Raw genomic sequence first — 15,599 nt, 5'->3', positions numbered from 1 at the left:
TGGCGCAATCATACGCCATCCTTCAATTTATAATTTTGTACAGCAATATAGCGTGGTGTTTGGGTCGGTTCAATCCGGAACAAGCTGAACTCCCCGACTTCGAAGCGGCCGGTCTTAAGCTCGGGAATCCCTTCCCACAGCTCTTGGCCCATCCATTTGTTCGCGAGTGTGATATGCGGAACAAACGGTTTATTGTCCGGACTCAATTGAAAATTTTTTAGGATATCTTTAATCTTCTGCTGCAAATTATTCAACGATTCATTTTCTTCGGTGGAAGCATATACCACCCGTGGACGGTCCTTTTTACCGAAATATCCTGTACCTTTAATTTCCACAGTAAAAGGGTTATGACCCACTTTCTCCAATGCTTCCGCCACTTCCTGGAATTCACCATGCGGGTCGCCGCCCAGAAACAGCAATGTGATGTGAAGATCTTCTGCCACAGGTAATCGTTTATGGCTGGACAAATGCCATGAATCACGCTGTTCGGCGAGAATTTGCGCAACAGGAAACGGTATTTTAATTCCAATAAAATAATGTTTTTCCATCTGCATCACCTTTTATCAGTTTACCATTTCTCCGGTGTTAACGGTCAGCTTGATTTTATCGGGATGATCAAAAAATCGATTCAAATCAAAAACAGCAGCCTGTAATTTCGGCTGCTGTTTCGGATAGGAGTTTATTGCACTTCAACACCCAGGTTTAATTTCGCTTCAAAAGCCTGCTGCAGTTTCTCAGTCAACGGGCCCCGCTCACCATTCCCAATTTTGAAGCCATCGAGCTCTGTAAGCGGAATGATTTCAGCTGTCGTGGATGACATGAAGAACTCATCCATTTTAAGCGCCTGCACTTTTGTCATCGGCGTTTCCTGTACCGTAATTCCAACCTTTTCGCATAGACCAAGAATTGTTCTTCTCGTAATGCCGTCCAATATCAGGTTTGTGGCAGGATGGGTATACAGAACGCCGTCTTTGATCCCGTACATATTGGATGATGAGCCTTCCGTGATGATTTCACCACGGTGCAGAACTGCTTCATAGCAACCGTCTTCATACGCTTCCTGTTTCGCGAGCACATTCCCAAGCAGGTTCAGGCTCTTAATATCGCATCTGAGCCAGCGCATATCTTCGATGAATTTCGCACGGGCACCGTTTCTCATCAACTCCACGGGACGTTCAACAGTCTTCGTATAGCCGACCACAACCGGCGAGCTGTCTGCAGGAAACTGGTGCTGGCGTATATATGATCCTCGTGTGATCTGAACATAGACCTGCCCGTTATTGATTTCATTTTTCTCGACAAGATCGTACATCAATTTGTGGAAAACGTCCTTCGTGTAAGGCACGACAATCTTCACTTTTTCAGCACTCGCGTAAAAGCGGTCGATATGTTCTTTTGCCGTATAGAGATTTCCATTATATACACGGATCACCTCGTAGATCCCATCGCCGAATTGATACCCGCGGTCCTCTTTTGATATCTTCAGCTCATCTTCCTGAATAAACTCATCGTTGTGTAAGATCCATTCCATAGCCAATCCCTCTTTCGCTTCTGATAGTGTTTTTCCATGATGAATCAATTAATGTTGTATGATTATGACATTTTCACTCTTTTTTATTGCATGCCAGCTGATAAATCGCCTCCGCGTAAATCGCAACCGCTTTTGTCAGGTTACTGATATCCACGAATTCATCCAGCTGGTGGGCTACATCTTTCTCGCCCGGGAACAGCATACCGAATGCGACGCCTTTATCCATCACTCTTGCATACGTGCCGCCTCCAATAGCCAGCAGCTCCGCCTTGTCGCCGGTCTGCTTTTCATAGGCAGACTGGAGTGTCTTGACAAACGGATCATTTTCATCGACATGATGAGGTTGTGAATTGGAATGGATGTTCATCGAAAAACCTTCCACCTGATAATCAGCCATTTTTTCATCAAACGGGTAGGAAATCGAATAGCGCATGCTTACTTCAATTTTTCCCCCTTTGGCTTTTTCAAAACGCATAATCCCTGCATTGAATGTCGTATCTCCTGATGCTTCATCCGTAAAAGCAAGTCCGAAAGCCTTGCCGCGTGTATCGCCATAAAACTTATCAGCAATAAATTCAGTATATACCTGACCGTCACCCGTTAGGTGCTCTTTAAGGAACAAGGCGAGCATGACGCCGGCATTGATGCCATCGTCCGGCTCCATTGCATGTGCCGCTTTCCCGCGAACGGTAAGCTTCACAATGCCGTCTTCTTCGACTGCTGAAAAAGCAAGATCGTGTTTAGCCGTAAACTTTTCAAATTCAGATCGCCAATCAGACAGTGTTCCTTCCACTTCCGCTTCCGCGATGTCAGGCACCATATTCGTCCGGTCGCCGGATTTGAATGTGATCAATTGATCTTCCTTGCCGGAATAAACCTGAGAGAAAATTAAAGCCGCAATTCCTTTTTCTGCATTGATAATCGGGAAATCAGCATCAGGTGCAAATGCCATGGTGGGCATTTCTTCCTTTTGAAAATAGTTTTCAACACAGCGGAAGCCGCTTTCCTCATCTGTTCCGATAATAAGCCGCACGCGTTTATTGAACTCATAACCTGCGTCTTTGACCATATTCAAAGCAGTCCACGCTGCAATTGTCGGCCCTTTATCATCGATTGCTCCTCGGCCGAATAATTTGCCGTCTTCAATCACTCCGCCAAACGGGTCTTTTGTCCACCCTTCACCGGTCGGAACCACATCGACGTGTCCGAGGATTCCCAGCAATTCTTCACCTGTCCCAATCTCCAAGTGACCTGCGATATTATCGACATTCTTAACCTGATAGCCATTTTCACGGCCTTTATCCAAAAACCAGTCCAATGCCCTCTTCACTTCTTTGCCAAAAGGGGCATCCGGTGCTGCATCATCGCTCAATATGCTGGGTATTGCAATCAATTCCTGCAATTCCCTCAGCATGCTTTCCTGTCTTTTCTCTGCTTCCAACTGCCAATCCATCTAAACACCCCACTTTTATTACCACCATTGTACACCTTTTTAGATTTATTAAAAGAAAATCCGGTTATATTTTTTATGAATTCTGATGAATGATAATATGTAAATTATTTGTTAATTAAAGTAAATTAAAATAAAAACATGGATATTAAAACACTTTTTCGATATAATCAAATTGTCAGATAAATTAGACTGGCAGATAATATTTTTAGGAGGATGTCTCAAACACTTGCCCTAAACCAGCCGGGTATACCCCGGCAACTCGTCCGCTAGTCTTTGCCAACGGGAATAAAGATGAAGGAGTGGTTCTCTTTTATGAAACCTACTACGGATCGCATGCTAATTCGAATTAAAGATATGTATAAGTACATCCTCGAAAACGGGACTGTAACTACGCAAGATTTAGTCGATGAATTCGGCATCACTCCTCGCACCATTCAAAGAGATTTGAATGTGTTAGCCTTTAACGATTTGGTGACAAGTCCAAGTCGGGGCAAATGGACAACGACGCAAAAAAAAGTGAAGATGACATCTTAGAAAAGAAAAGCGACGGTGCCCGTTAAGCTCTGAAAGGCATAAGACAGATCATCGAAATGGCGTCCTTTGCCATGCAGCTGAGCTGGCTTATGACCCGAAGAGCTGGGCCGCCGGAGTCTAGACAACGAAAAGCGACGGTGCCCGTTAAGCTCTGAAAGACATAAGACGATTTGGCGAAGCGGCGTCTTTTCAGCCGCACAGCCAAAGTGGCTTATGACCCGAAGAGCTGGGCCGCCGGAGTCTAGACAACTAAAAGCGCCCAAAAAGTTAGGGCGCTTTCGTCTGTCCACTATTAAAAATAATCTTTCAATAAAAAATGACCGCCAACTTTGGCGGTCATTTTTTCTCTTTCAATCCGATAAGCTCTTCTTCCGTCAAATAACGGTATTCACCGAGTTCAAGATCCGGGTCCAGTTCCAGCGAGCCCATCGACAGCCGCTTCAGGTAAACCACAGTTTTTCCGACACTTTCAAACATGCGCTTCACCTGATGGAACTTCCCTTCTGTAATCGTCAGTTCAATCTCCGACTCAACGCCGCTCTTCAGGATTTTCAAAAAAGCCTCTTTCGTCTGATAGCCATCATCAAGAATTACGCCATTCCGGAAAGCCTCACCGTCTTCTTCCGTAACGACGCCATCAATCCGCGCATAATAAGTCTTCGCCACATGTTTTTTTGGCGACAGCAATTCATGCGCCAATTTGCCATCATTGGTGAGCAGCAGTAAACCTTCTGTATCTTTATCAAGCCGCCCTACCGGGAACGGCTCAAAATGGCGTTCTTCATCACCGAGCAGATCGATCACGGTCCCATCGTACTTATCTTCTGTCGCAGATATGACACCAGGCGGTTTATTCATCATCAGATAGATGAATTCCGCATATTCCACTGTTTCACCAGCAACAGTGATAAGGTCAGCCACTTCGTCGACATGCTGTTTTGCATCCCGCACCACTTCGCCGTTCACTTCCACCGCCTTCGACTTCAAAAGAACTTTTACATCCTTTCGGGAACCGAAGCCCATATTTGATAAAAATTTATCTATTCGCATTTGGGCCTCCTAAAAACCGAATTTACGTGTATATTTTGTCAGCCGTTCGCCGAATATTTTCTGTGCAATGCCGGTGCGCAGCGCGATAAACCCGTAAACAGCTCCGCCAATTCCTCCGACAATCAGGATTCGGATAATCGACTGAATCTTAGTATCCATATCAATGAAGAGATCAAGGCCTGCTAACGCCAATAAAACAACGGCTGCCATTACAACATTCATTAATACGATCAGCATGATACGGCGCACAACCATTGAAGACCGGTAATTCATCGTTACCATAATGACGCCGATGTTCATGGCAATGGCTGCAGAATAACCGATGACTGTAGCGCCAATCGCCCCGTCCGTTTCAAACAGTTTAATCAGCGGGATATTCAGGGATAATTTAAGCAATAAACCAGTCATTAGATTCAAGACAATCCATTTCTGCTGATTAATTCCCTGCAAGATTGAAGCCGTCACCGGGAATAAAGAAAACAAAATTGCTGCCGGTAAATAATGAGCCAGGATTTCCGAACCAATTTCGCTTTGTTCATAGAAGATATGATAAAGCTCATCCGACAATAACGTCATACCAACAACTGCCGGCAATGTAAGGAAAATAATCATCTGGAATGATTGATCAAGTGTTCTCGTTAATGATTTATGTTCATTGAGCGTAAAGTATTTGGTGATCAACGGTATTAGAGCCATTGAGAAACCTGTCGCAAGCATAACCGGAATCAGAACCAGTTTATGCGCCGTCAGATTTAATATTCCAAGCAGATCGGTTTCAGGTAAATTGCCCGCCGCATCCATCGCCCGGTTAAATGTCAGCAAATCGACGAACTGGAACAGCGGATTCGCAACTCCTAAAAACACGATCGGAATAGCGTAGGTGAGAATCTCACGGTACATATCCCGGAGACCTACATCATACGATTCAATTGAATTCTGGCGCAGCTCATTGTATTCGGGCTTTTTCTTTTTCCAATAGTAGAAGAGGACCAAAACACCGCCAAGTGCTCCTACTGCCGCAGATAAAACGGCAAATTGAATAGCCGTTTTAGGTGATCCGCCAACTACTTCGATCACAATATAGGCGCTTCCCAGGAGGAAAATGATGCGCACAATCTGTTCGATCAATTGTGAAACTGCAGTAGGCATCATGTAATTATAGCCTTGGAAAAAACCTCGCCATAAACTCATAAATGGTACGACGATCAAAGCAAAACTGACCCATTTGATGGCAGAGGCAACATCATCCAAAGAGTAGATTTCCTCTTTTTCAGAAATTGTGATCCGGGCTAGTGGTTCAGCCAGAGCATACATTAACAGGAATCCCAGGAATCCCGTGACCATCATCGTCATAATACCTGAACGAAGCAATCTCCTGCCGGTTTCATAATCTCCGAGACTGTTGTATTTTGCCACGAACTTCGAGAAAGCAAGCGGCGCACCGGATATGGCAACTGCCAGCATCAGGTTATATGGTATGTAGGCATATTGGTAGAGTCCGATATTTTCTTTTCCGACCAAGCCATAAAATGGAATAATATAGATGACGCCAAGCACTTTGGATAAAAACAAGCCCAAAGTCAAAATGGCGGTTCCTTTAATTAACGTTGACATTTTGCACTTCCTGACTAATTCTTGATAAAAAAACAATCTACACGATAGTTTACACTTATAAATGGAAATACTCAACGGATTTTGAAGCATCGTGTATACTAATATTAAAGTGGAAATGGCCGTTTAGCTCTGAAAAGATATGCTGGGCGCTGAAAACTGCACACTAAAAACGAAAGCGAGTTCTTCTTATATGTATGACGTTATAATCATCGGCGGGGGTCCCTCAGGATTGATGGCTTCCATCGCCGCAGCTTCACGCAACCAAAAAGTTTTATTAATTGAAAAAGGCAAAAAGCTTGGGAAAAAGCTGATCATATCAGGCGGAGGCCGCTGCAATGTCACCAACCGGCTGCCTCTTGACGAAATTGTGAAAAATATCCCCGGGAACGGAAGATTTCTCCACAGTCCTTTTTCCGTATTTAATAATGAAGACATCATCTCCTTTTTTGAAGGGCTCGGTGTGGCTTTGAAAGAAGAAGACCACGGCCGAATGTTCCCTGTTTCGAACCGGGCGCAGGATGTCGCCGATGCCATGTTCCGTGAAATGGACCGCCTCGGCGTAACTGTACTGCTGGATTCGCCTGTGAAAAAATTATTGATTACCGATGACAAAGTGACTGGCGTCCGGCTGCATTCCGGCGACGAATATACAGCCAAATCAATCGTCGTCGCAGTCGGCGGCAAAGCTGTTCCGCAGACCGGCTCGACCGGAGACGGCTATCCGTGGGCTGAAAAAGCTGGCCATACCGTCACCGATTTGTATCCGACTGAAGTGCCGCTCTTGTCAAAAGAGCCGTTCATCGTCAGCCGCGATTTGCAAGGGCTTGCTCTTCGGGACGTCGCTGTTTCCGTTTTGAATAAAAAAGGGAAAGTCCTGGTGACGCACCAGATGGACATGCTGTTTACCCATTTCGGTTTGAGCGGCCCTGCTGTTCTCAGATGCAGCCAGTACGTCGTGAAAGAAATGAAGAAAACCAATGGTGCTCCAGTTGAAATGCGCATCAACTCAATGCCGGATGAAAATGCGGAATCCGCATTCCAGCTTCTGTTCAAAATGATGAAGAATGAGCCGAAGAAATCCGTGAAAAACGTATGGAAAAGCTTAGCGCAAGAGCGTTGGCTCCTTTTCCTCCTGCAACGGGCGGGAATTGATCCGGCAATTACAGGCGCTGAACTTGCCAGTGACAAAGTGAGGTCAATGGCAGCGCAACTTACCGCATTCACTATGGAAGTTACCGGTACACAGCCAATTGAAAAAGCATTTGTGACAGGCGGCGGCGTTTCCATCAAGGAAATCGAACCGAAAACGATGGCTTCACGCAAAAAGCCCGGCCTTTACTTCTGCGGTGAAATTCTCGACATCCACGGATACACCGGCGGCTATAACATCACTTCCGCGCTAGTGACAGGAAACGTGGCAGGACGAAGCGCAGCAGAATTTGCAAAACAAATATAAACAGAGAAAACCCTTCGCATGAGCTTGCGAAGGGTTATTTTTTGGCTAATTTATCAGCAATCATCAAAGTAATTTTCCAAATTAAGGATTTACTGTCCGCAGAATTAAAATACTGTCCGGAACGGATCAAATACTGTCCGCATATCAAAAATACTGTCCGGAAGCGACACATTACTGTCCTGTAACAATCCAGCTCCTAATCTTCCAAATTCACCCAATAAAAAACCAGAGCTTCAGCCCTCAAGCTGAAACTCCGGTCCAAAGATTTACGCGATAACCACATTCACCAATTTTCCTGGAATCGCGATCACTTTACGGATCTGTTTGCCTTCAGCCGCTTTTTGGATACTTTCATCCGCAAGCGCTGCCGCTTCCAATTCCTCTTTCGTGCTGTCTTTCGCCACCACAATTTTCGTTTTCACTTTGCCGTTCACCTGGACAACGACTTCCACTTCATCGTCAACCATTTTCGACTCATCGAATACTGGCCATTCCGCATAAGTGACAGTTTCTGTGTGGCCCAATTTCTCCCACAGCTCTTCCGCTACATGTGGCGCTATCGGAGACAGCATCTTCACAAATCCTTCGACATATTCCTTCGGAATCGCATCCGCTTTATAGCCTTCATTGATGAAGACCATCATTTGCGAAATGGCTGTATTGAATCGAAGCCCCTCGAAATCCTCTGTCACCTTTTTGACTGTCTGGTGATAGACTTTTTCCAATTTGCCGTCGTTCGCATCAACAATTTTCGCGCTTAACCCTTCGTCTTCAATAAATAGGCGCCATACACGGTCAAGGAAGCGGCGTGCCCCTTCAAGTCCGTTGGTCGACCAGGCGATCGATGCGTCAAGCGGCCCCATGAACATTTCGTAAAGGCGCAGCGTATCCGCTCCGTGGCTTTCGATGATTTGGTCCGGGTTGACGACATTGCCTTTGGATTTCGACATTTTTTCATTGCCTTCACCCAAAATCATTCCTTGGTTATACAATTTCTGGAAAGGTTCTTTCGTCGGTACGACACCGATATCGTAAAGTACTTTATGCCAGAAGCGTGCATACAATAAATGAAGCACCGCGTGCTCGGCACCGCCGATATAAACATCAACCGGCAGCCAGTGTTTCAATAATTCCGGGTCAGCAATCGCATTGTCGTTGTCCGGATCGATATAACGCAAGTAATACCAGCAGCTGCCCGCCCATTGAGGCATTGTATTTGTTTCACGGCGGCCTTTCATTCCGGTTTCCGGGTGCACTACGTTGACCCATTCATCGATATTCGCAAGCGGTGATTCACCTGTGCCGCTCGGTTTGATGTCTGTCGTCACCGGCAGCATCAATGGAAGATCTTTTTCATCAACCGGCGTCATTGTGCCATCTTCCCAGTGGATGATTGGAATCGGCTCGCCCCAATAACGCTGGCGGCTGAACAGCCAGTCGCGAAGACGATACGTGATTTTCTTCTCGCCGACTCCTTTTTCAACAAGCCAGTCGATCGCTTTTGCAATCGCTTCGGTTTTATTCAATCCATTAAGGAAATCCGAATTGATTAATTCACCGTCGCCGGCATAAGCTTCTTCTTCGATGTTTCCGCCGGACACGACTTCCACAATCGGCAAATCGAATTGCTTCGCAAATTCGTAATCGCGCTCATCGTGCGCAGGCACCGCCATGATTGCGCCAGTTCCGTAAGTTGCCAAAACGTAATCCGCAATCCAGATCGGCATCTTGTCGCCGCTTGCCGGATTGATGGCATAAGCTCCTGTGAACACGCCGGTTTTGGATTTCGCCAAATCCGTACGCTCAAGATCGCTCTTGGTCTTCACGTCATCAATGTATTTCTCAACAGCTTCTTTTTGTTCCGGTGTGGTAATTGACGCCACCAATTTATGTTCCGGCGCCAATACCGCATAAGTCGCGCCGAAAATCGTATCAGGGCGAGTTGTAAATGCGCGGAAAGAATGGCCATTGCCATCGATCTGGAACTCAAGTTCAGCCCCTTCGGATTTACCGATCCAATTGCGCTGCATATCTTTCAGGCTTTCCGGCCAGTCAAGATCATCCAAATCTTCCAGTAAACGGTCCGCGTATTCTGTAATGCGCAATACCCACTGGCGCATCGGACGGCGTTCGACCGGATGGCCTCCGCGTTCTGATACTCCGTCAACCACTTCTTCGTTGGCAAGCACTGTGCCAAGCGCCGGACACCAGTTGACCGCTACTTCGTCGACATAAGCCAAGCCTTTATTGTACAGCTGGATGAAAATCCACTGCGTCCATTTATAATATTTCGGATCCGTTGTGTTGACTTCACGGTCCCAGTCATACGAAAAACCAAGTTCCTGGATTTGGCGTTTGAACGTCGCGATGTTTTTCGCCGTAAATTCAGCCGGGTCATTGCCTGTATCAAGCGCGTACTGCTCGGCAGGAAGCCCAAATGCGTCCCAGCCCATCGGATGCAAAACATTATAGCCCTGCATGCGTTTCATACGGCTCAAAATATCTGTCGCCGTATAGCCTTCCGGATGCCCTACGTGAAGACCGGCTCCTGATGGATACGGGAACATATCAAGCGCGTAGAATTTCGGCTTGTCAAAATCCGTCTCCAGTTTGAATGTCTTGTTCTGATCCCAATGTTTCTGCCACTTCTTTTCGATAACTTTGTGCTTGAATGTCATTGTCTTTTTCCTCCTCAAAATAAAAAATCCCCGCCCCTTATAAAAATAAGGGACGGGAATCACCCGCGGTACCACCCAAATTAGCGATTGCTCGCCCAACTTGATTCCTTAACGCGGAGAACGGTGCATATTACTGGATTCACATACACAGACTCAAAGGCGAGTTCAACCGCTTTATCCACCGGCTTGCACCAAACGCCGGCTCTCTGGGGGAATAAACACGATCTACTGATCCTCATCAAAGTCTTTTGCTATTACATCCTATTCTAGCTGAGCAGCCGATTTTTGGCAATAGCTCAGGATACTTTGACGTTTTCCGTATCGAGCGGCGCGTCTGTCGAATCGACGACATCCTGCACACTGAAGCCTTCAAATACTTCAGTCAGCACAAGTCCCTGCTCAGTCACTTCTATAACCGCGCGCTCTGTGATGATTTTATTGACGACACCTTTGCCTGTCAACGGAAGGTCGCATTGCTTTTTGATTTTCGCGGAGCCGTCTTTCGACACATGATCCATGATCACGATGACTTTCTTGGCGCCGTGGACCAGATCCATCGCGCCGCCCATGCCTTTGATCATTTTGCCCGGAATCATCCAGTTGGCAAGGTCGCCATTCTCGGCAACTTCCATGCCGCCTAAGATTGCCACATCGATATGGCCGCCGCGGATCATCGCAAACGATTCGGCGCTTGTGAAGAATGCAGATCCCGGAATGGTCGTAACCGTTTCTTTGCCGGCATTGATCAAGTCAGGATCGACTTGTTCTTCAGTCGGATATGGTCCGATGCCAAGAAGGCCGTTTTCTGATTGCAGAACAACTTGTTTATTGTCTGAAATGAAATTCGCCACTAAAGTCGGCATGCCGATGCCTAAGTTGACGTAGTCGCCGTCTTTGATTTCTTTTTCTGCGCGTTTCGCTATGCGTTCTCTCACTAATTGCTTGTCCATATGATCGATTTCCTCCCTTAAGCCTGTCTTGTCGTTAAACGCTCGATGCGTTTTTCCTGTTTTGCTTCCAGTAAGCCCTGTACATAGATGCTTGGGGTTTGAACATGATTCGGGTCAATCGTACCTGTTTCGACGATTTCCTCAACCTCTGCTATGGTGATTTTCCCGGCTGCAGCTGCAAGCGGATTGAAGTTTTGCGCAGTCTTGTTGTATACCAGATTGCCCATCTTATCTGCTTTAGCGGCACGCACCAACGCAAAATCAGCTTTCAGAGCATGCTCAAGCACATACTCCTTACCATCGAATTCACGTATTTCTTTTCCTTCAGCAACCGTAGTCCCGACGCCTGCAGGAGTGAAGAAAGCAGGAATCCCCGCTCCGCCTGCGCGCATTTTTTCCGCGAGTGTACCTTGCGGCGTCAGCTCGACTTCGATTTCACCAGACAGCACCTGGCGTTCAAACTCTTTATTTTCTCCGACATAGGAGCCGATCATTTTTTTAATCTGTTTATTTTTCAGCAGCAGTCCAAGACCCCATTCATCGACGCCGCAATTATTGGAAATGACGGTAAGATCGGTTACGCCTTTATCCACCAAAGCCAATATCAATTGCTCGGGAATACCGACAAGACCGAAGCCCCCCACCATAATCGTGGCCCCGTCCTGAATTTGTTCGACCGCTTCTTTAGCGGAACTGTAAATAGGTTTCATTTTTATTCCCCCTCAGCTTTATGTACATAGTATTCATACTATTTAAACGCTTTCATTCTTAATTTAAACAAAGTCCCCTATGAAACGCAACATAGAGCTAAAACAGCCGTCAGCTCAATTGACTTTGGAATATGACAATAAAAAAAAGAACTCCGCATCTGCGCAGTTCCTAAAAGTGATTCAAATTATCGCCTTTTCCTGATCCATAGCAGCCTGTTTCTTTTTCAACGGAATATCGTAGACCAATGAAGTTCCGATTGCCGCCACAAGCAAAATAGTTATCAGTATAAAGAGAGCCGACATTCCGTAAAGGTCAACCATCAATCCGCCCATCAAAGGGCCGATCATGCGGCCGCCGGTGGCTACGCTGTTGACGATTCCCTGATAGAACCCTTCCCGCCCTTTTGGCGCCAGTTGATTGGCGAGTGCCGGAACAGCCGGCCAGACGAACATTTCTCCGATGGTCAAAATCGCCATGGCAATTACAAACATGCTGAATTCCTCTGCAAAAGCGACGACCAGATACGACACCATCATAATAACGATTCCAATCAGCAATTGCTGCTTGATATTATCTTCGATGCGTTTGATGATCGGGCGAATCAGGGGCTGTCCAAGTACGATCAAAGCACCGTTCAATGTCCATAGAAAACTGTATTGCGGCAAGGTGATGCCGATTTCCTGTGTGTAGGCGGATATCGTCGATTGCCATTGGACATAGCCGACCCAGCACAGCAGATAGCCAGCCGAGACAATGAGCAGCGCATAGAACGGCGCCCGGTTGCGGATTTTTTTGCCTTCATTGAATACACTGGTATGTGAAGACGCGGAAATCGACATCGATTTAAAGCCGAATAACGCGATAAAGAAAAACACGATATACATTCCGAGATTTGCCATGAATATATAATCAAAACTCAACGCAGCCAGTACACCTGCCATTGCCGGACCGACTGCCACGCCCACGTTCTGTGCCAGATAAATAGAGTTGAACGCTTTGCGGCCGCCTTCCGGCCATACTGTTCCGACCATCGCATACATGCTCGGAAACACTATTCCGCCGCTGAATCCGATGATGGTATAAAACGCCACGAATGGCACAAAATCATGCCAAATGGTCAATCCTGTCAAAGCGAAAATCGTGACAATGATTCCGCCCATTATCGATTTATAGCCGCCGATGCGGTCAAACAGCATGCCCCCGAGCAGATTCCCGATGACAGCGGCTCCCGCATTAGCCATCAGCACAAGGCCGGCAAGTGATAATGATTTTCCTAAATGGTCGTGCATATAGATAGTCGTCAACGGCCACAGGAATGAATTCCCGGTAACATTGACGAGCATTCCGATGATTAATAGCCATACTTGTTTCGGCATCGTTCTGTCTCCTCTTAGCTCATTTCCAAGAGTCATTGTATTCCTTTTACCCGCACTCTACAAGAAGATTTTCAGCGAACCGGAAATAACAGATTTTTCTGCCGTTGTGAGCCTAAATCCGGCCATGCTACAATACAAAAAAGAGGAGTTGTTTTTATGGAAATGAACCTGCCTTTTTCTTCAGACGGCAAACGCTATTACACATGGAATCGCCACTTACGCGACCATTTTGGCCATAAAGTAATGAAAATTGCACTTGATGCTGGCTTTGACTGCCCTAACCGGGACGGCACTGTCGCATTCGGCGGATGCACTTTCTGTTCGGTAGCAGGGTCCGGTGATTTTGCTGGAGACCGGGTCGATCCGATCCCGGTCCAATTCGAACAGATCAAAGCAAAAATGCATAAAAAATGGAAAGACGGCAAATACATCGCTTATTTTCAGGCTTATACAAATACCCATGCTCCGCTTCCGGTCATCAAAGAGAAATTCGAAGCTGCACTCGCACAGGAGAATGTCATCGGACTCAGCATCGCCACCCGTCCGGATTGCCTGCCGGATGACGTGGTCGAGTATCTTGCTGAATTAAATGAACGTACTTATTTATGGATTGAACTGGGTTTACAGACTGTCCATAATAAAACCGCCCGATTAGTAAACCGGGCACATGATTTTTCTTTATATATAGAAGGAGTCGAAAAATTGCGCAGCCGCGGCATCCGCGTCTGTACCCATATCATCAACGGATTACCGCTTGAAGACCGGGATATGATGATGGAAACAGCACGAGAAGTCGCTAAATTGGATGTCCAGGGCATCAAAATCCACCTGTTGCATCTTTTAAAAGGCACACCCATGGTCAAACAATATGAAAAAGGCATGGTGGAATTCCTTGAAAAAGATGAATACATCAAACTCGTAGCCGATCAGCTGGAAGTGATCCCCCCCGAAATGATTGTCCAGCGCATAACCGGTGACGGCCCTATCGAATTGATGATCGGTCCGATGTGGAGCGTCAATAAATGGGATGTCCTGAACGGCATTGACGCTGAACTTGAAAGGCGCGGAAGCTGGCAAGGGAAATACTATCAGGGGATGGTGGAAGCATGACATTGATGCGTGTTCTGCCATTCACTAAATCTTTATTGCAAGAGGCGGTTGTTGAAGGCGATAAAGTGGTTGACGCGACTGCCGGCAATGGCCATGACACATTGTTTCTGGCCCAACTAACTGGTGATGCCGGAAAAGTTTACGCCTTCGATATTCAGGAAGATGCTGTCCGAGCAACTAAAGAACGGGTCAAAGACTATCGCAATGTCGACGTGATTCTCGACAGCCACGCCAATATCGCTCAGTATGTCACAGAAGAAATTGCCGCAGCCGTCTTCAACCTTGGCTATTTGCCAAAAGGCGACCACAGCATAATCACGAAATCAGAAACAACGCTGGCAGCCATCACCCAATGCTTGGAGCTTTTGAAGGAGACAGGAATCGTCGCCATCGTCATCTATTCGGGACATGAAGGCGGCAGCGAAGAACGGGATGCCGTAATGGGTTTTGTGTCACAGCTGCCGCAAACCAAATTCGATGTAATGAAATACCAATTCATCAATCAGCAGCATTCCCCTCCTTTTCTGGTTGCAATTGAGAAAAAAACAAAGAAATAATCAATATCAAAAAGCGATTGTATCAAACGATGCAATCGCTTTTTCTATTCTCCTAGAGATTTCCCGCTTTTAGAATACAGAAAATTCTATAAACAAATGAAACTTCGCGCTACTGAAACCGTATAATCTAATAGTAAAGGATAAAATTTCCACCGACTTATTGCCGAAAGGAGGAAAATATAATGAAAAATATGATCACAATTTTATTGACTGTCGTTATTATCGGTGCCTTGAACTGGATCGCTTCTGTACTTTTGAATATGTCATTTCTTGATATTTCGATCCCCGTCGGCGGTCTTGCCCTCATTCTAATCTATTTTATCACCAGCAAAGGCGGCATGGCTTCAAGGCAGATGGATATGTCGATACAAGGGCAGACCGGAATTCGGATGGAACACAAAGCTGCCGTTTCTGAGCGCTCTTATATCCTGATTGGATCCATCATGTATGTAGCTGTTATGCTGGTCGTTTCATTTTTTGCTTACCGGGAATACTTTCTGGGAATTGGCTTCTAGGTTTCAGCGCACAGCCATAAACCGATGCATTAAAAATACCGCCCGATGCACAAGCATCCCAGCG

14 protein-coding genes and 1 other annotated feature are annotated in these 15,599 nt (G+C 46.2%); of the genes, 5 read left to right on the top strand and 9 right to left on the bottom strand.

The window, feature by feature from the left end; translation table 11 throughout:
• Positions 1–8: 8 nt before the first annotated feature.
• The 3 genes from thpR to pepV all read right to left on the bottom strand — a co-directional run bounded on the left by thpR (position 9) and on the right by pepV (position 2,984).
• The gene (gene thpR, locus AC2Q9J_RS06840; RefSeq protein WP_499038349.1) at positions 9–548 is read right to left on the bottom strand and encodes an RNA 2',3'-cyclic phosphodiesterase; all 540 of its coding nucleotides are present in this window, start codon (positions 546–548) and stop codon (positions 9–11) included.
• A 131-nt stretch (positions 549–679) separates the two neighbouring features.
• Positions 680–1,531: a D-amino-acid transaminase gene (dat, locus tag AC2Q9J_RS06835; protein ID WP_499038347.1), complete on the bottom strand. Its 852-nt coding sequence runs from the start codon at positions 1,529–1,531 to the stop codon at positions 680–682.
• Positions 1,532–1,604: 73 nt separating this feature from the next.
• Entirely contained in the window at positions 1,605–2,984 is a 1,380-nt protein-coding gene (gene pepV / locus AC2Q9J_RS06830; protein WP_499038345.1) for a dipeptidase PepV, read from the bottom strand.
• Positions 2,985–3,296: 312 nt separating this feature from the next.
• On the opposite strand from pepV, the gene AC2Q9J_RS06825 reads away from it, so the two are divergent.
• The gene (locus AC2Q9J_RS06825; protein ID WP_084246586.1) at positions 3,297–3,518 is read left to right on the top strand and encodes a DeoR family transcriptional regulator; all 222 of its coding nucleotides are present in this window, start codon (positions 3,297–3,299) and stop codon (positions 3,516–3,518) included.
• Between the two features lie 336 nt (positions 3,519–3,854).
• Here the strand turns inward: AC2Q9J_RS06825 and AC2Q9J_RS06820 are convergent, their stop codons facing one another.
• Both AC2Q9J_RS06820 and AC2Q9J_RS06815 read right to left on the bottom strand, forming a co-directional pair.
• On the bottom strand, positions 3,855–4,568 hold the full coding sequence (locus AC2Q9J_RS06820; protein ID WP_499038342.1) for a pseudouridine synthase: 714 nt from the start codon (positions 4,566–4,568) through the stop codon (positions 3,855–3,857).
• A 9-nt stretch (positions 4,569–4,577) separates the two neighbouring features.
• Positions 4,578–6,182 (bottom strand): putative polysaccharide biosynthesis protein, encoded by a 1,605-nt coding sequence (locus tag AC2Q9J_RS06815; protein ID WP_499038340.1) that lies wholly within the window; start codon positions 6,180–6,182, stop codon positions 4,578–4,580.
• A gap of 190 nt (positions 6,183–6,372) precedes the next feature.
• Between AC2Q9J_RS06815 and AC2Q9J_RS06810 the strand changes: the two genes are divergently transcribed.
• Positions 6,373–7,638, top strand: a complete 1,266-nt coding sequence (locus AC2Q9J_RS06810) for a BaiN/RdsA family NAD(P)/FAD-dependent oxidoreductase (protein WP_499038337.1) — start codon at positions 6,373–6,375, stop codon at positions 7,636–7,638.
• 266 nt (positions 7,639–7,904) lie between these two features.
• Here the strand turns inward: AC2Q9J_RS06810 and leuS are convergent, their stop codons facing one another.
• From leuS to AC2Q9J_RS06790, 4 genes are all read right to left on the bottom strand, one after another.
• Positions 7,905–10,316 (bottom strand): leucine--tRNA ligase, encoded by a 2,412-nt coding sequence (gene leuS / locus AC2Q9J_RS06805; RefSeq protein WP_499038335.1) that lies wholly within the window; start codon positions 10,314–10,316, stop codon positions 7,905–7,907.
• 45 nt (positions 10,317–10,361) lie between these two features.
• Positions 10,362–10,567 (bottom strand) — a binding site (T-box leader).
• A 45-nt stretch (positions 10,568–10,612) separates the two neighbouring features.
• A complete protein-coding gene (locus AC2Q9J_RS06800; protein ID WP_499038334.1) occupies positions 10,613–11,266 on the bottom strand; it encodes a 3-oxoacid CoA-transferase subunit B in 654 nt (217 codons plus the stop codon).
• A gap of 17 nt (positions 11,267–11,283) precedes the next feature.
• Positions 11,284–11,976 carry a CoA transferase subunit A gene (locus tag AC2Q9J_RS06795; RefSeq protein ID WP_499038332.1) on the bottom strand — a complete coding sequence of 231 codons (693 nt, stop codon included), beginning with the start codon at positions 11,974–11,976 and terminating at the stop codon, positions 11,284–11,286.
• Positions 11,977–12,156: 180 nt separating this feature from the next.
• Positions 12,157–13,353, bottom strand: coding sequence for an MDR family MFS transporter (locus tag AC2Q9J_RS06790; protein ID WP_499038330.1), 1,197 nt, complete (start codon positions 13,351–13,353; stop codon positions 12,157–12,159).
• Between the two features lie 156 nt (positions 13,354–13,509).
• Here AC2Q9J_RS06790 and mnmL point away from each other — a divergent pair, with 156 nt between their 5' ends.
• The 3 genes from mnmL to AC2Q9J_RS06775 all read left to right on the top strand — a co-directional run bounded on the left by mnmL (position 13,510) and on the right by AC2Q9J_RS06775 (position 15,535).
• On the top strand, positions 13,510–14,463 hold the full coding sequence (gene mnmL / locus AC2Q9J_RS06785) for a tRNA modification radical SAM protein MnmL/YtqA (RefSeq protein WP_499038328.1): 954 nt from the start codon (positions 13,510–13,512) through the stop codon (positions 14,461–14,463).
• A complete protein-coding gene (gene mnmM, locus AC2Q9J_RS06780) occupies positions 14,460–15,020 on the top strand; it encodes a tRNA 5-(aminomethyl)-2-thiouridylate-methyltransferase MnmM (protein ID WP_499038326.1) in 561 nt (186 codons plus the stop codon). Before mnmL ends, mnmM begins: the two co-directional genes overlap by 4 nt.
• A 182-nt stretch (positions 15,021–15,202) precedes the next feature.
• Positions 15,203–15,535, top strand: a complete 333-nt coding sequence (locus tag AC2Q9J_RS06775; protein WP_499038324.1) for a hypothetical protein — start codon at positions 15,203–15,205, stop codon at positions 15,533–15,535.
• Positions 15,536–15,599 lie beyond the last annotated feature (64 nt).

Source organism: Planococcus sp. RAB007_Raresut, assembly GCF_057369535.1.
The sequence above is the reverse complement of the archived record's forward strand: the minus strand, read 5'-3'. Positions and strand labels throughout refer to the sequence as shown.